The 14,667-nt window shown below is 35.6% G+C and carries 16 protein-coding genes and 1 riboswitch; of the genes, 5 read left to right on the forward strand and 11 right to left on the reverse strand.

All coding sequences use genetic code 11. From position 1 onward, the window contains the following. Positions 1–318 precede the first annotated feature (318 nt). The 4 genes from gatB to ILT06_RS27885 form a co-directional block, all read right to left on the reverse strand. Positions 319–1,746, reverse strand: a complete 1,428-nt coding sequence (gatB, locus tag ILT06_RS27870) for an Asp-tRNA(Asn)/Glu-tRNA(Gln) amidotransferase subunit GatB (RefSeq protein WP_046958896.1) — start codon at positions 1,744–1,746, stop codon at positions 319–321. 14 nt (positions 1,747–1,760) lie between these two features. Beyond that, positions 1,761–3,218, reverse strand: coding sequence for an Asp-tRNA(Asn)/Glu-tRNA(Gln) amidotransferase subunit GatA (gatA, locus tag ILT06_RS27875; protein ID WP_103655504.1), 1,458 nt, complete (start codon positions 3,216–3,218; stop codon positions 1,761–1,763). 15 nt (positions 3,219–3,233) lie between these two features. Further along, a complete protein-coding gene (gene gatC, locus ILT06_RS27880) occupies positions 3,234–3,524 on the reverse strand; it encodes an Asp-tRNA(Asn)/Glu-tRNA(Gln) amidotransferase subunit GatC (protein ID WP_000086999.1) in 291 nt (96 codons plus the stop codon). 141 nt (positions 3,525–3,665) lie between these two features. Next, positions 3,666–3,902, reverse strand: coding sequence for a YiaA/YiaB family inner membrane protein (locus tag ILT06_RS27885; RefSeq protein WP_001254393.1), 237 nt, complete (start codon positions 3,900–3,902; stop codon positions 3,666–3,668). Between the two features lie 231 nt (positions 3,903–4,133). Between ILT06_RS27885 and ILT06_RS27890 the strand changes: the two genes are divergently transcribed. From ILT06_RS27890 to ILT06_RS27905, 4 genes are all read left to right on the forward strand, one after another. Continuing rightward, positions 4,134–4,616: a MarR family winged helix-turn-helix transcriptional regulator gene (locus ILT06_RS27890; protein WP_000942477.1), complete on the forward strand. Its 483-nt coding sequence runs from the start codon at positions 4,134–4,136 to the stop codon at positions 4,614–4,616. Positions 4,617–4,691: 75 nt separating this feature from the next. Next, a complete protein-coding gene (locus ILT06_RS27895; protein WP_222655690.1) occupies positions 4,692–5,873 on the forward strand; it encodes an ArsA family ATPase in 1,182 nt (393 codons plus the stop codon). Then, the gene (locus ILT06_RS27900; protein WP_222655685.1) at positions 5,866–6,024 is read left to right on the forward strand and encodes a DUF3926 domain-containing protein; all 159 of its coding nucleotides are present in this window, start codon (positions 5,866–5,868) and stop codon (positions 6,022–6,024) included. The genes ILT06_RS27895 and ILT06_RS27900 overlap by 8 nt, the downstream gene beginning before the upstream one ends. Before the next feature lie 91 nt (positions 6,025–6,115). Then, complete coding sequence (locus ILT06_RS27905) at positions 6,116–6,586, forward strand: HXXEE domain-containing protein (RefSeq protein ID WP_081257440.1); 471 nt, start codon at positions 6,116–6,118, stop codon at positions 6,584–6,586. 167 nt (positions 6,587–6,753) lie between these two features. Here ILT06_RS27905 and ILT06_RS27910 read toward each other — a convergent pair whose 3' ends face one another. From ILT06_RS27910 to ILT06_RS27920, 3 genes are read right to left on the reverse strand one after another with little or no spacing between them, the layout of a single operon-like run. Next, positions 6,754–7,608: a MetQ/NlpA family ABC transporter substrate-binding protein gene (locus ILT06_RS27910; RefSeq protein WP_088046899.1), complete on the reverse strand. Its 855-nt coding sequence runs from the start codon at positions 7,606–7,608 to the stop codon at positions 6,754–6,756. A gap of 21 nt (positions 7,609–7,629) precedes the next feature. Further along, positions 7,630–8,295 (reverse strand): methionine ABC transporter permease, encoded by a 666-nt coding sequence (locus ILT06_RS27915; RefSeq protein ID WP_001261880.1) that lies wholly within the window; start codon positions 8,293–8,295, stop codon positions 7,630–7,632. Further along, positions 8,285–9,304, reverse strand: a complete 1,020-nt coding sequence (locus tag ILT06_RS27920) for a methionine ABC transporter ATP-binding protein (RefSeq protein ID WP_149174003.1) — start codon at positions 9,302–9,304, stop codon at positions 8,285–8,287. Before ILT06_RS27920 ends, ILT06_RS27915 begins: the two co-directional genes overlap by 11 nt. Before the next feature lie 123 nt (positions 9,305–9,427). Beyond that, positions 9,428–9,532: riboswitch (SAM riboswitch) on the reverse strand. Positions 9,533–9,771: 239 nt separating this feature from the next. Between ILT06_RS27920 and ILT06_RS27925 the strand changes: the two genes are divergently transcribed. Beyond that, a complete protein-coding gene (locus tag ILT06_RS27925) occupies positions 9,772–10,335 on the forward strand; it encodes a cysteine hydrolase family protein (RefSeq protein ID WP_064477275.1) in 564 nt (187 codons plus the stop codon). Between the two features lie 232 nt (positions 10,336–10,567). On the opposite strand, the gene ILT06_RS27930 is transcribed toward ILT06_RS27925, so the two are convergent. The 4 genes from ILT06_RS27930 to ILT06_RS27945 form a co-directional block, all read right to left on the reverse strand. Beyond that, complete coding sequence (locus ILT06_RS27930; protein ID WP_000521652.1) at positions 10,568–10,717, reverse strand: hypothetical protein; 150 nt, start codon at positions 10,715–10,717, stop codon at positions 10,568–10,570. Positions 10,718–10,893: 176 nt separating this feature from the next. Beyond that, positions 10,894–12,441, reverse strand: a complete 1,548-nt coding sequence (gene pruA, locus ILT06_RS27935) for an L-glutamate gamma-semialdehyde dehydrogenase (protein ID WP_000259557.1) — start codon at positions 12,439–12,441, stop codon at positions 10,894–10,896. A gap of 152 nt (positions 12,442–12,593) precedes the next feature. Further along, positions 12,594–13,364, reverse strand: a complete 771-nt coding sequence (locus ILT06_RS27940; protein WP_064477176.1) for a TSUP family transporter — start codon at positions 13,362–13,364, stop codon at positions 12,594–12,596. A gap of 96 nt (positions 13,365–13,460) precedes the next feature. Continuing rightward, positions 13,461–14,663, reverse strand: a complete 1,203-nt coding sequence (locus ILT06_RS27945) for a CamS family sex pheromone protein (protein WP_064477175.1) — start codon at positions 14,661–14,663, stop codon at positions 13,461–13,463. Positions 14,664–14,667 lie beyond the last annotated feature (4 nt).

Here is a 14,667-nt window from a genome sequence, read left to right on the forward strand (position 1 = left end):
AAATATTCATTTCAATGGTTTTGTTTTATTTGACAAAAAATTTATGTCTATCTATTTCCTCACAACAATTTACATATAACGAATAATAATTATCTATTATTTCATGAGATGAAAAAAACCTCTATGTCTAGATTTATCATTATTCCCACCTTTTTGCAACTATCATACCATAGTTGCTATACAAACATTTTTCCACTTTTGACAGTTAATCAAACGTTTGTTTAAACGATCTTCTCTCATTTAAACAAACGTTTGATTAACCTAGAAAAACACCCATGTACGGGTGTTTTTCTGCTTAATCTTTAAAAGTTACTACTATTATCGCTTATTAATCTCTTCAAGTAAGATTTTGTTAACAAGCGGCGGATTTGCTTGTCCTTTTGTAGCTTTCATAATTTGACCAACTAAGAAGCCAATTGCACGGTCTTTACCGTTTTTAAAGTCTTCAATAGATTGCTCATTATTATCAAGAATTTCTGTTACAACCTTACGAAGTGTACCTTCGTCAGAAATTTGAACAAGACCTTTTGCTTTAACGATTTCCTCTGGGTCTCCACCTTTTTCAATTAATTCGTTAAATACTTTCTTCGCGATTTTAGAAGAAATTGTACCTTTTTCAATTAATTGAACCATTTTAGATAAACCAGCAGGCGTTAATGCAACGTCTTTTAATTCTTTTTGTTGTTTGTTTAAGTATGCAAGCACTTCACCCATCAACCAGTTTGATGTTAATTTCGCGTCAGCACCGTCTGCAACAGTTGCTTCAAAGAAATCAGACATTTCTTTCGTTAATGTTAATACGTGTGCATCATAAGCTGGTAAGCCAATTTCTGCAACGTAGCGAGCTTTACGTGCATCTGGAAGTTCTGGAATCGAAGCACGAATTTCTTCTTTCCACTCATCATCGATGTAAAGTTCAACTAAGTCTGGCTCTGGGAAGTAACGGTAATCGTCAGATCCCTCTTTCACACGCATTAAGATTGTTTTCTTCGTTGCTTCATCATAACGACGTGTTTCTTGTTGGATGATACCACCAGATAACAATTCTTTCTCTTGGCGCACTTGCTCGTGCTCAAGACCTTTTTGTACGTAAGTGAATGAGTTTAAGTTTTTCAGTTCCGCTTTTGTACCGAACTTCTCTTGTCCAACTGGACGAAGGGAAATGTTCGCATCACAGCGTAGAGAACCTTCTTCCATCTTACAATCAGATACGCCAGTATATTGAATGATTGATTTTAACTTCTCTAAGTATGCATATGCTTCTTCTGGCGTACGCATATCTGGCTCAGATACGATCTCGATTAAAGGCATACCTTGACGGTTGTAGTCTACTAATGAACCATCAGCTGTATGCGTTGATTTACCAGCATCTTCTTCTAAATGAAGACGTGTAATACCGATACGTTTCTTTTTACCGTCTACTTCAATTTCAATCCAACCATTTTCACCAATTGGCTTATCGAATTGAGAAATTTGATAAGCTTTCGGATTATCTGGGTAGAAATAGTTTTTACGGTCAAACTTCGTTTCCGTTGCGATTTCACAGTTTAATGCCATTGCAGCTTTCATTGCAAAGTTAACTGCTTCTTTATTTAAAGTAGGAAGTACCCCTGGGTATCCTAAGTCAATTACACTTGTTTGTGTATTTGGCTCCGCTCCGAATTCTGTTGGACTCGCAGAGAAAATTTTCGAATTTGTTTTTAACTCAACGTGAACCTCTAAACCAATAATTGTTTCTAAATTCATCTATGCTCGCCTCCTTACAGACTTGCTTTTTTTGTATGATAGTCTGTTGCTTGCTCAAACGCATGTGCAACGCGGTAAATTGTCGCTTCATCGAAGTGTTTACCAATGATTTGTAAACCAAGTGGCATGTTGTTAGCACCGAATCCACATGGAACAGAAATCGCTGGAACACCCGCTAAGTTTACTGGGATTGTTAAAATGTCATTTGCATACATTGTCATTGGATCATCAACTTTCTCGCCCACTTTAAATGCCGGAGTTGGCGTTGTTGGTCCAATAATAACATCATAGTTAGCAAATACATTTTCAAAGTCGTTTTTAATTAATGTACGTACTTGTTGTGCTTTCTTGTAATATGCATCATAGTAACCAGAGCTAAGTGCAAATGTACCAAGCATAATACGGCGTTTTACTTCATCACCGAAACCTTCGCTACGTGTGTTTTTGTAAAGGTCTAATAAATTATTTACATTATCAGAACGAACACCGTAACGTACGCCATCAAAGCGTGAAAGGTTAGCTGATGCTTCAGAAGAAGATAATAAGTAATACGTTGCTAGAGCGTATTTAGAGTGCGGAAGAGATACTTCCTCCCAAGTTGCGCCCATACCTTCTAATACTTTTAAAGCAGCTAGTACTGACTCACGAGCTTCTTCGCCAACACCTTCTCCTAAGTATTCTTTCGGTACAGCAATGCGTAAACCTTTAACGTCGCCTGTTAAACCAGCTAAGTAGTTTCCGACTTCAACGTTAGCAGAAGTTGCATCCATACGGTCAATACCTGAAATAGCTTGTAATAAGTACGCATTATCTTCTACTGTACGTGTAATCGGTCCGATTTGGTCAAGTGAAGATGCGAATGCTACTAATCCGTAACGAGATACGCGTCCGTAAGTTGGTTTTAAACCTACAACGCCGCAATATGCAGCTGGCTGACGGATAGAACCACCCGTATCAGAACCTAGAGAAAATAATACTTCTCCTGCCGCTACAGCTGCTGCAGAACCACCACTAGATCCACCTGGAACGTAATCTAAGTTCCATGGATTTTTCGTAGCGTAGAAACCTGAGTTTTCATTTGAAGAACCCATTGCGAACTCGTCCATATTTAATTTACCGATTGTAACTGTGTCAGCAGCTTTTAGCTTTTGCACAACTGTTGCATCATAAATTGGATCAAAGTTTGCTAACATTTTGCTCGCACAAGTTGTACGAAGACCGTTAGTTACAATGTTATCTTTTACACCAATTGGCATACCGAATAATAAACCATTATCTTCAGCACCAATTTTCGCGTCTAATTCTTTCGCTTTCGCGCGTGCGTTTTCTTCATCTAATGCAAGAAAAGCTTTTACGTTATCTTCAACATCCGCAATACGTTTGTAAGATTCTTCTACTAAATCCGTAACGGAAATTTCTTTGTTGTTTAATTTCTTATGTAACTCTGATACGGAATGATCAAATAATGACATCGAAATTCCCCTCCTCTATTCTAATACTGCTGGAACACGGATTTGATTATCTTTGTGATCCGGTGCATTTTTTAATACTTCTTCAACTGGTAAACCTTTTTCTGGTACATCTTCACGCATAACATTTTTCATAGTTAATACATGAGTTGTTGGTTTTACATCTGTTGTATCTAATTCATTTAACTGTTCTGCAAATGTAACGATTGCATCCAGTTGTTTTTGAAATTTTTCTGCTTCTTGATCAGTAATTGCAAGACGTGCTAAATGTGCTACGTGCTTTACATTCTCAACGGAAATTCTTGACACGGCTAGGCCACCTCCATAATATATCGTTCAATCTACAATACTATTGATGATACCAAATTTTCAGTACTTCAAGCAAGTCAACACACGGCACTTACGGCATTTTTACATAAAAAAAGAAAGGCAAATGCCTTTCTTTACAATTTACTCCTTATCTAACGGTTTATTTTTCGGAAATCTCTCGTTATCTTCTTCATTATCACGAATTGTTTTTTGTAATACAAAACAAGACATCGTTAAAAATAATGTTCCAATTAAATAATATCCTTTTACACTAAGCGTTTCATCTAACGTATAAATTCCAATTAGCATACCTGAAAGTGCACAAACAAATGAAGTCCATGCTAAAAACGTGAACGCTTGCGTATTACGTCTTCTCATCGTTCTCCCCCTCGTTAGCTGTACATCCATTATAGATAAGTATATTTACCACGATGGATTTTTATGTAAATTCTAGTTTTATATTTATAAATCTATCATAAAAGAATACTATTTTAAAGTTAGTTTTCTGTCTAATCTGAAAAAACATTTAAAATCATTGACATTTATTTCAATTCTACATAAAATAAAAAAAAATATTACGAACCTCGAAATATACGGGAGTGGAAATAATTGTTGCAATATGAACATTTTTTAGACTTGCTGCTAGATAACGCCAAGAAGCTTTTTTATCCTGAAGAATGGGTAAGCCTAGATTTAACACTTTCTAAAACAGAAGTATTTTGTTTACTTTGGATGGAGCGAAATACAGATATTACAATGACAAAAATTGCTGACCTTCTTGATATACCGATGAGTACAACGACAGGTGTTGTAAATCGCCTCGTAAAAAAGGGATATATTGAAAGGTACCGTGATGAAAACGACCGACGCATTGTATTAATTCGTTTAACAGAAAACGGCGTAATGCTCGTCCAAGAAGTAAAACAAAATGCAGCCCATTACTTTAACCTAGTGACAGAAGCATTATCAGAAGAAGAAAAAGCATTCTTACTACAAATCTTCCAAAAGATCATGAATCACATCGCTACGTCACAGCAAAAAACAGAAGAAAAGGTTTCTACACCTAAAATGAAAAACATTCCGATTGAATAAAACCCTAGTTGGGTTTTTATTCAATATTTTATTTCGATACTCGTAATATTCGACACTCGAAACAAAGGGGATAGAATAATGAGAATTATTTTGTATACAGGTAAAGGCGGCGTAGGAAAAACTAGCATTTCAGCAGCAACAGCGCTTCAAAGCGCAAAACAAGGATTAAAAACATTAGTAATGAGTACAGATCCTGCTCATAGTTTAGGAGATTCATTTGGTATAAAGCTATCTTCTGAGCCATTAGAAATTCGTGAAAATTTGTGGGCACAAGAAATTAATACGATTTATGAGATGGAAAAAGGCTGGGGGAAATTACAGAAATATATTACGCTACTCTTCACTTCCAAAGCAGCTGATGATATTACAACAGAAGAGTTAACGATGTTTCCTGGTATGGAAGATTTAATTAGCTTACTTCGCGTACTCGATTATTATAAACAAAACACATATGATGTTATTATCATTGATTGTGCTCCAACAGGAGAAACATTAGCAATGCTCAGCTTTCCAGACATGCTCAGCTGGTGGATGGAAAAACTCTTTCCTATTAAAAGAAAAGTTTTAAAAGTTGTTCGCCCTGTAGCTCAACCACTTCTTGGTGTTCCTCTTCCAACCGATGATATTATGGACGAATTAACGAATACACTTGAACAGCTCGGAGAAATGAGAGATATTTTATCAAACCGAGAAATAACAAGTATCCGCATCGTTGTAAATCCCGAAAAAATGGTCACTAAAGAAGCTCAGCGTAGCTTTACTTATTTAAATTTATACGATTATAACGTAGATGCCATTATGATTAACCGCGTCATCCCTAACACTGTCACCGATCCTTATTTTCAAGCATGGAAAGATACTCAAAAAAAATATAAAACATTAATTCAAGATAGTTTTCAGCCGCTTCCTATTTACGAAGCTCCTATGTTTGAACAAGAAGTTGTCGGTTTGTCCATGTTAGAGCGTGTAGGAGACGCTTTATTTAAATCAGATTCTTCTCCTACGAAAGTGAAATTTAACGGGCGCACTCAATATGTAAAAAAAGATGGCGATGAGTATATTTTCGTTCTCTCCATTCCCTTCTCAAACAAAAGTGAACTTTCATTAAATCAAAAAGGTGATGAACTTATCATTCGTTCAGGTTCTGTGAAACGGAACATCACATTGCCAAAAACGTTAACACACCTTTCTATTCAAGGAGCTAAGTTCGAAGAAGATGTACTAAATATTCGATTTGGAGGTGTAGTACATGCATGAGGAACTACTAAGAAAGGTAATTCGTACAAAAATAAAAATCGGTATGAATATATTAGAAGAGTTCCCTACCCCAATCCAACAATCAGCTAAGCAAATACTAAATATTTTGCAAGAGGAGCTAGCTGCTTATCCGAAAGAACAAGAGCACTAAGAAAATAATTTAAAAAGTATCATAATTGAATGAACATCTCTGGATAAAGAGCCTCTCTAGGCTTTCTATCTCCATATTGGAGTGATGTAAGTTGTTGAAAAAACATTCCACTATTATGCTTTGGGTTATTCCCTTGTTATTTTTCATTCATAATCTAGAAGAATCTTTCCAAATGCCTCAATATCTTGCTAATCAATTTTCAATTCATTTTATAACAAGCCAACAATTTTTCATTGCCATTTCCGCACTAACAATCTTTGTCTTACTTATCACCTTTCTATATCAACTAAACTTCTTGTCTTCTATATACTGGATTATTTTTATACAAGGGGCTATCTTCTTCAACTCCGTTCAACATATTATTTTGTTTTCCATATATCGTTCTTATAATCCTGGCGTAATATCAGCAGTTTTCATTGTTATCTTTTCTATTTTCTTTTTTTCATTCGAAAAACACCTCATTTTAAAAAAACAATTCATACTTACACTCATTTTCAGCTTATTTTCTTACCCTGTTATAATTTGGATTACTTTACTATTCGCTAGCTACTTTCATTCATAAAAAAAGACCAGGAAAACTCCTGGTCCATCACTCTACTTAACAAACATTGGATTCTACGTTATACAGAATTGGAAGGTACAGAATTAGGGTTTTGTTTGTTAAGTAGATTATATGTTGAACGAGCTAACAGCGGAGGGGTTCCTACTGTTAATCGTTAAACCCGATAGTTATTTTACGATTTTTTCAAGCTCATCAAGTGAAAGATCTACTGAAATGGAACCATCATTTGTTTCTTTCTTAATTGCATCTGTTACTTCTTTTGAATGATATAGTTCAATTACTTTTTTCAGTGTTTGATCATCTTTATCTTTTGTACGAGCTGCGAAAATATTAATATATGGCTTCGCATTTTCATTCTTTGGATCTTCTAAGAAAATTGGATCCTTCGCTGGATCTAATCCAGCTTGACCAGCAACACCGTTATTAATGACTGAAGCTGCTACATCTTTTAATACACGAGGTGTTTGCTGTGCGATAACCGGTGTAATTTTTAACTTCTTCGGATTTTCAGCAATGCCGCTTGAATCTCCAAATAAACCAAAGTCTTTCTTAAGCTTTAATAAACCTGCTGCATCAAGAAGTTTTAATGCACGAGCTTGGTTCGTTGGATCATTTGGAATCGCAATTTCTGAACCATCTGGAATTTCATTTGCCTTCTTATATTTTTCAGAGTATAAGCCCATTGGTGCAATTTGCGTTGTACCAACAGCTGTAATATCTAACTTATGCTCTTTTTTAAATTGCTCTAAGAAAGCAACGTGCTGGAATGAGTTTAGTTCAATATCTCCATCAGCTAACGCTTTATTTGGCGTTGTGTAATCAGAGAACTCAATTAGTTTAACTTTAATCCCTTCTTTTTCAGCTTTTTCCTTTACAATTTCCCAAGCGTTTCCATCCGTTCCAGTTACACCAATGCGAACTACTTTCTCTTTTGCTCCTGCCCCCGTGTCTCCACTTGAGCAGCCGCTTAACGCTGAAATTCCTACAATCGCTGATAATGCAAATGCTAAAATTTTCTTCATTTTCTTTTTCCCTCTTCCTTTTTATGATCTGCGTAAAAAGACTTTCGCAAAGTAGTTTCCTAAATTTTGAGCTACCTGTACAAGAATAATAAGTAAAACGACCGTTACGAACATAACTGATGTATCAAAACGTTGATAACCATATGTCATCGCTAAGTCACCAAGACCGCCACCACCGACAAGCCCAGCAACTGCAGAAAATTCAATTAAACCAACTGTCATAAACGTAACACCTAAAATCAATGGAGCTAACGCTTCTGGCACAAGAATTTCAAAAACAATTCTAAATGGTGAAGCACCCATCGCTTGAGCTGCTTCAATGACTCCCTTTGGAACTGAAACAAGATTTGTTTCAACCATTCTAGCAATACCAATTGATGCAACTAACGTCATTGGAAAGATTGCTGCTGCTGTTCCAATCGTCGTTCCGATAACACTTCTTGTTAGTGGGCTTAAAGCCACTAAGAAAATGATGAATGGAACCGGACGAATTGTATTGATAATGATATTAAGAATAGAAAAGACCCATTTATTTTCTAAAAAGTTTCCTTTTCTCGTTACATATAAAAGTAAACCTAGAGGTATACCAAGGATTGTAGCGAATATAAGGGTTACAATTACCATTAAGAGGGTATCCCCCGTCGCATCTACTATGCGAGGCCAAAATATACTCCAATCAACTCGCATGAGCTTCTACCTCCTTCAGCTGCACTTGCAGTCTTAGATGTTGTAATGCTTTTTGAATTTCCTTCTGTTCACCTTGCAATTCTACAAGAAGATTTCCAAATAGCACATTTTGGAGTTCAATAATATTTCCATACAGTACGTTTACATCGACGTTATAATTTTTCGCGATATATGATAGTACCGGCTGCCCTGTCTCTTCACCAGTAAATGTTAAGCGATAAATCTGTCCACCATTTTGAATTTTCCCTAGAACACTTTCCGGTAAATGATCATTAATAATGGAGCGTACAAAGTTTTGAGTTGTCTTTGTTTTCGGTTGTGTGAAAACGTCAAACAGTTTTCCTTCTTCAATAACTTTTCCCTTCTCCATTACAGCTACACGGTGACAAATTTCTTTCACAACATGCATTTCATGTGTAATGAGTAGAATCGTTACATTGTATTCTCGATTTACTTTCTTTAATAAGTTCAAAATTTCTGTCGTTGTTTCTGGATCTAAAGCTGATGTTGCCTCATCACATATAAGAATGTCTGGCGATGTTGCAAGTGCTCTAGCAATGCCAACACGTTGTTTTTGACCACCTGATAGTTGCTCTGGATAATAGTTTGCTTTATCTTCTAATCCTACAAATTTCAGCAGTTCGTTTACTCTTTCTTTTATCTCATTCTTTGGTACTTTCGCTAACCTTAATGGGTATGCAATATTCCCAAACACTGTTCTTGAATTAAATAAATTAAAACTTTGAAAAATCATCCCGATTCTTTGTCTTAGCTTTCGTAATTCTTTCGTCGATAGTGATGTAATATCTTTATCATCTATTGAAATCGTTCCTGCCGTTGGTTTCTCTAACATATTTACTAGGCGTAATAACGTACTCTTTCCAGCGCCACTAAAACCGATGATACCGAAAATTTCGCCCTTCTCAACTGATAATGTTACATCCTCCACCGCATGAACAGATTGCCCACCTGATTCATATACTTTACTTACGTTGTTAAAAGAAATCATTTTCTTCCCTCCTATATGCTGTAAAAACTTGAAGTAGAGCTTTCGAGGTAAAATAAAAAGTGCTCTCCTTCTTATCAACCATAAAGATAAGAAGGAGAGCACTTATATGTACTCGTTCACATCTTCTCATCTTCCAAGCCTTTATAGGCTTGCTGGAGTTAGCACGGTATTAAAAAACCCGTTGCTGAGGTATCGTAGGGCCAGTCCCTCCACCTCTCTGGATAAGAATGTATCGATTTAATTGTCGTTTAATTAATTCTCATTATAGAACTCAGAATAATAAGAGTCAATACATTTTTTAGAAAATATTAATTATTTCTCTATTGAAATTTTCAAATAAAAAATCACATACAATAATGATTTTTAAAGTTATGTTAAATTCTCCTCCTTCATATTTTTTAAAAGGAGAATCCCCTCTATAAATTGAATACCATTATTTGAATATGAAATCGGAGGAAGATAAATATATGAAAACAGCTCTTTTACTCGTTGATATTCAAAATGATTATTTTCCACATGGAAAGATGGAATTGCGTAATCCAGTAGAAGCAAGCGAATATGCTAGTCAGCTGCTACAACTCTTTAGAACGAAAAACGAACCTATTTTTCATATCCAACATGTAGCAATAAAAGATGGCGCTACTTTTTTCCTACCCAATACAGAAGGTGTACATATTCATGAAAGCGTACGTCCACTTAGAGAAGAAACCGTTATACTCAAACATTATCCTAATAGTTTTCGCGAAACTGATCTTCTAGAACAATTACAACGTTTAGACATTAAGCACGTCGTCATATGCGGGATGATGACTCATATGTGTATTGATGCTACCGTAAGAGCTGCTTTTGATTTCGGCTTTCCATGTACCGTTATACATGATGCTTGTGCTACAAAAGATCTTTCTTTTAAGAATGCTACGATACCAGCCGTTTATATTCATAACACAATTTTGGCTAGTTTAAATGGAGTATATGCAAATGTAATGAGTACAGAGGAGTTTTTGGCTACAAAAAAACACTCCCTTCAGTGAGCAAAACCGAAAAGAGTGTTTCTTGTCAAACCATAGATTTTCTTTCAAATTGTATTATACAGGAAATCCTTAAAATGAATACTAAAAAATATGACTAATAAGTCAACTTTTCTCGTTGTTTTGTTTCTATTTACATGTTTATCCAGATATTAATAGGGTTTAGCTAGTTCTAATTACCGAATAGTAATATATAGTAATTAGAACTAGTTTCTCCTATCAAAAACGTAACATATTATTTATCTGTTTGTTTTTGCTTCTTTTTCAAATACTCCGCACGCAAATTTTCAATTTGCTGCTTTTTATCAAATTTGGCAGGCGTCTGTTTTTCATGAAACTTTGCCACAGCTACCTGACTCTTGTAATCCAATTGATATTTTCCCACTTTGTTCACCTACTTTTCTTGTCCGTAAAGAGAATCTATTCAACAAATATAATATATCTTATTTACTGAAGTAAACCTTATTAGTTTTTCTACGTATATCTATCTTAATTCACATATAGCAAGTTTTTCAAAAAAAAGAGATCTTCGCAGGCTGCGAAGATCTCTTCTATTATTTCTTATAAAGTTTCAGAAGTAGTTTTTGCTTGCATGTGAAGTGCTAAGTAGTCAGGGCCACCAGCTTTAGAGTCTGTACCAGACATGTTAAAGCCACCGAATGGTTGGTAACCTACGATTGCACCAGTACATCCACGGTTGAAGTATAAGTTACCCACGTGGAATTCTTCACGTGCTTTTTCAATATGGTCACGGTTGTTAGTAACAACAGCACCTGTTAAACCGTATTCTGTATTGTTTGCAATTGCAAGTGCATGATCAAAGTCTTTTGCTTTACAGAATGCTACTACTGGTCCGAAGATTTCTTCTTTCATTAAGCGAGCATCTTCTGCAACGTCAGCAACGATTGTTGGTTGGATGAACCAGCCTTTAGAATCGTCTCCTTCGCCACCTGTTAAGATTCTACCTTCCTCTTTACCAATTGCAACATAGCTCATTACTTTATCGAATGCAGCTTGGTCATTAACAGGACCCATGTTTGTACCTAATACAGCTGGGTTAGCAACTGTTAATTCTTTCGTTAATTCAACAGCACGATTTAATACGTGATCGTATACATCTTCATGGATTACTGCACGAGAACATGCAGAACATTTTTGTCCTGAGAATCCGAATGCTGATGCAACGATAGATTTAGCTGCTAATTCAAGATCTGCTTCTTTATCAACAACGATTGTATCTTTACCACCCATTTCAGCGATAACGCGTTTTAACCAAATTTGGCCTGGGTTTACTTTCGCTGCACGCTCATAAATACGGATACCTACATCACGAGATCCAGTGAAGCTCACGAAACGTGTACGAGGGTGATCTACTAAGTAGTCACCAACTTCAGAACCATTACCTGGAACGAAGTTTACTACGCCAGCTGGTAAGCCAGCTTCTTCTAATACTTCCATGAATTTCGCTGCTACTACAGGAGTTGTACTAGCTGGTTTTAGTAATACTGTGTTACCAGAAACTAAAGCAGCTGTTGTCATACCTGCCATAATTGCGAATGGGAAGTTCCAAGGAGAAATGATAACACCTACTCCTAATGGAATGTAAGAGAAACGATTATATTCAATTGGACGGCTTTCTACTGGAATACCGTCTTTTAATTTTAACATTTGACGACCATAATATTCCATAAAGTCGATTGCTTCTGCTGTATCAGCATCTGCCTCATTCCATGGTTTACCTGCTTCTTTTACAAGAATAGCAGAGAATTCATGTTTTCTGCGACGAACGATTGCTGCAGCACGGAATAAAATGTCTGCACGCATTTCTGGCTTTGATTTTCTCCAAGTTTGGAATGTTTCATCCGCTACTTGCATTGCTTTTTCAGCTAACTCACGGCTTGCTTTTGAAACGCGACCAACAAGTTCCTCTTTATTTGCAGGGTTTACAGAAACAATTTTGTCTTCTGTAGTGATTTTTTCTCCCCCAATAATTAATGGATAGTCTTGTCCAAGATAAGATTCTACTTTCTTTAAACCTTCTTCAAACGCTAATTTGTTAGCCTCCACTGAAAAATCTGTAAATGGCTCATGTTTGTATGCTACTACCATTTTTTTAGCCTCCCCTTAGAAAAACGTTTACATTTTACAACATTATTCTACACGATAATTTAGATTTATTCAAATATTCCTAGACTTATATTTTAAAAATTAATAAATTTTTAAAATATAATAAAAAAATAGAGTTATACAAAAGTATAACTCTACAAAATATGAGTATATTCCAAAACATTTTTTCCAATTAATAAAATAGTTACTAATAAAAATAAAGTCCTAACATATCCAACACCTTTTTGAACTGCAAACTTTGATCCAAAATAAGCACCTAAGATCATTGATAATCCCATAATAATACCGTATTCAAAATGAATTACGTCTAAAAATAAAAAAGTAATTAAAGATACGATATTACTAACAAAGTTCAAAAGTTTTCCAGATGCTGCCGCTTGAATAAAATCCAAACCAATTAATAAAAATGCAAAAATTAAAAAAGATCCTGTCCCTGGGCCAAAAAATCCATCGTAAAACCCTATCATTAAAATAACAAAGAAAAATATTAATGTTTTTCTTTTCGTCATCTTCTTATAGGTGGATACACTTCCCCAATCCTTTTTCGCAATAATATAAATGGCAATAAACACCAACATCACAAGCACTAACGGACGTAAAATATCCGGCGGAATAAACTTTACTACTAAAGCACCTGCGACCGCTCCTATAACAGTTAACGGGATTAACTTTCCTACAATTTTAAAATCGACCTTTCCTGATCGAATAAAATAAATTGCACTCGTAAACGTCCCCATCGTTGCCGCTAATTTATTTGTTGCAATTGCCGAAGCTGGTGGTAAACCAACAAACATAAGTGCCGGAAGCGAAATTAATCCTCCACCACCAACAACTGAATCAATAAAAGCTGCTAAAAAGCCGAATCCAATTAATAAAATAATGACTTGGAAACTTAATTCGTCCATGTGCCTTACCCCTTACCCCCATTATTTATAACATTTTAAATTATAACAAAATTATTCAAGAAAAAAAGCCGTTCCATAAAGGAACGGCCCTCCTATTTAATCTAAAATTTTCACAAACGGTTCATCTTGCTTCGCTTCACGTATAATAATCGCTTCTGGGCGTTCTACAGATTTAATCGTTACTTGTACTTTCATATAATTCGGGAAGTATTCCATAACAAGCCCAGCTACATATTGTGTAAAGCCAATTATTTCTGCTTTCCCATTAAACTGGACAGGAATATCAAGCTTTATTTCTCTTAATTCATCATCTCTATACATACCAGTACCGATAACAGCTGTATAGTCGCCTTGGAAATAATCGCTTAGTTTTGCTTTAAAGTTCGATACTCTCGCCAGATCTTCACGCTTATTATCTGTTTTTGCTTGTTCAGATGGGAACAAATAATATTTCTCATTAATTTGTTTCCAATCCTCAACCGTTTCACTACCTTTTTCTACATTCGCATAAGAAACAAAGTTACCTGGCACGAGTGAAGCCTTTGGAGCCTGACGATAAATCGCAAATGTTATCGGAAGAGTTTTTGTTTCAGGATCTTCTTTATGCATAACTTTTATGATTTCTTGCGCCATTTTTTTCCCTTCAGCTAACATTTTTTCTTGTTCAATTTTAGCTTCACGCGGATAACCATGCTCTTCCTCATAATAATGAACCGAGTTCATCGCTAAGCCAACTACAATGCCTTGGCGCTCACCTTTCTCATCTTTCTCGTCTTTTTTCACATAATAATCATGCTCTAAAATATTTGAAATATATATTGGATTTTTTTTATTTTTTTCCTCTAATGATTCAGATCCTCCACCTAACGCTGGGTTTAACCCAATGTTTGGAAATTTAACTGCATCTTTTTTTAACTTGTCCTCTAGTTCCTTTTGTTCAGCATCTGTACGCTTTCTTTTAACAAGCATCTGCAAATTTTGAGTATCTAGAGCACTTCCACCTTTAAAGAAATGATCTTTCGTACTAAAGGATTCTTTTGCAATACGCATTAATCCTGTTTCAAATTCATCTATATCAAGACGATTACTTACTCCTTGTACAACTAAACCACGTGCAGCTCCTGCGTCAAATGGAATAGTCGTCTTATAATATTCATCCGAAATAGAGTACTTCGGAACGATTGCTTGTTCTTTTGCTTTCCCCGATTTCTCAACCACTTTTTCATCTTTATCGGCACCTGTACTACATCCACTTACGAGTAGGCCAAGGCTTAATACCGCTAATGCTATTTTTTTCATGGTA

The sequence above is a fragment of the Bacillus sp. 17RED48 genome (assembly GCF_019837545.1).
In the GTDB taxonomy this organism is placed as follows: Bacteria; Bacillota; Bacilli; order Bacillales; family Bacillaceae_G; genus Bacillus_A; species Bacillus_A wiedmannii.